This is a genomic window from Micrococcus sp. HMSC31B01, assembly GCF_001816085.1.
Taxonomy (GTDB): domain Bacteria; phylum Actinomycetota; class Actinomycetes; order Actinomycetales; family Micrococcaceae; genus Micrococcus; species Micrococcus luteus.
The window spans coordinates 1-1,678 of record NZ_KV824870.1; the positions used below are offsets into that span (position 1 = coordinate 1).

The 1,678-nt window shown below is 76.5% G+C and carries 2 protein-coding genes; both read right to left on the reverse strand.

All coding sequences use genetic code 11. From position 1 onward, the window contains the following. Positions 1-519, reverse strand: a 519-nt coding sequence (locus HMPREF3105_RS00925; protein WP_070708554.1) for a DNA-3-methyladenine glycosylase, incomplete at its 3' end; no start/stop codon positions are given. Beyond that, complete coding sequence (panC, locus tag HMPREF3105_RS00930; protein ID WP_070708555.1) at positions 516-1,547, reverse strand: pantoate--beta-alanine ligase; 1,032 nt, start codon at positions 1,545-1,547, stop codon at positions 516-518. The genes HMPREF3105_RS00925 and panC, both read right to left, overlap by 4 nt. Between the last annotated feature and the right edge of the window lie 131 nt (positions 1,548-1,678).

A 1,678-nucleotide genomic window follows, 5' to 3' on the forward strand; every position in this document is an offset into this window, starting at 1 on the left:
GGCGGGCGCGGCCGGCGCGGCGAGGCGGGCCGGGGTGCCGCCGTCGTCGGCCACTTCCGGCGGCGCGGCGACGATCTCCACGGGCGCGTGGCCCATCTCCAGGGTGATGCCGAGGCCCTGGCCGAGGTTGCCCGGGCCGGAGAGCAGCTTGGGGCCGGTGTCCCGGCCACGGCGGGCCACCGCGAGGTCCCCTCCTGCGAGCACCTCGGCCGCACGCAGCAGCACACCGCCGGCCTCCCCCTCGGGGTGGCCCACCAGGTTCAGGCAGCGGTGGATGCCGTAGTTCAGGTACACGTACGTGCGCCGCGGCGGCCCGAACAGCGCGGCATTGCGCTCGGTGCGGCCGCGGAACGAGTGGGCGCCGGGGTCCGCTCCCGCGTTCCCGTACGCCTCGGTCTCGGTCAGCCGCACGGTGACGGCGCCGTCCGGGGCGACGACGGTCAGCCGGCACCCCAGCAGCGTCGCGGCGAGCGCGGGCGAGGGGCCGTCGAAGGCGGCGGCGAGACGCTCCGGGGTCACGGCAGCGGCCCCGCGACGGGCAGCACCATGGTGTCGATCAGCCGGACGGGCGGCACGTGCGCGGCCACGAGGGCGAGGGCCTCGCGGCGCAGCGGCTGGCACAGCAGCTCCGGACCGAGCTCGGCGAAGGTGTCCCGGTCCACCACCACGAGGTGGTCCAGCTCGACGCCCGGCTCGTCCTCGACCATCCGGCGCGCGGCCTGGACGTCGACGGGCTCACCGGCCGCCGCGGCGTCGGCCAGGGAGCGCAGCGCGCGGCTGAGGACGAGCGCGTGCTCCAGGCCCGCGGCGTCCAGGCGGGTGTTGCGGCTGGAGAGCGCGAGGCCCTCGGGCGAGCGGACGATGGGCACGGTGCGGACGTCGACGTCGATGTCCAGGTCCGTGGCCAGGCGGCGCAGGACGGTGAGCTGCTGCGCGTCCTTCTGGCCGAAGTAGCTGCGCAGGGCCGGCACGGCCGGGCGCACGATGTTCCACAGCTTCGCCACGACGGTGGCCACGCCGTCGAAGTGGCCCGGGCGGGAGGCGCCCTCGAGGACCTCCCCCATGCGGCCGGCGGAGACGGTGACGATCGGCGCGTCCGGGTAGCCCGGGTACATCTCCTGCACGTCCGGGGCGAACACGACGTCGGCGCCCGCCGCCGCCAGCAGGTCCAGGTCCGCGTCCAGGGTGCGCGGGTAGTGCTCCAGGTCGGCCGGATCGCCGAACTGGAGCGGGTTCACGAAGATGCTGACCGCGACGACGTCGTTCTCGGCGCGGGCCCGCCGCACCAGGGCCGCGTGGCCGCCGTGGAGGGCGCCCATCGTGGGGACCAGGCCGACGGTGACGGGCTCGGCGTCGCCGTCGTCCGTGGCGTGGGCGACGAGCTCACGGAGAGCGGAGCGCATCTCGGCGACGGTCCGGGCCAGACGCGGGCGCGCGGGGACGCCGTCGGCCTCGGACTCCACGGGAGCGGGGAGAGTGTCCTCGAGGGTGAGGCCGGTGCCGGCGGGGACGGGGCGCTGGTCGGGGACGCGGTCGAGAGGGGTCACCCTCCGAGTCTAGGCACGGGGCCTCGGGGAGGACTTCCGCCTCACCACGCGCATCTGGTCCAGGGCCTGAGCCGCGGGCCGGATTCGGCCCCACCATGCGCGACGCCGGCCGGTCCCGTCAACGGGACCGG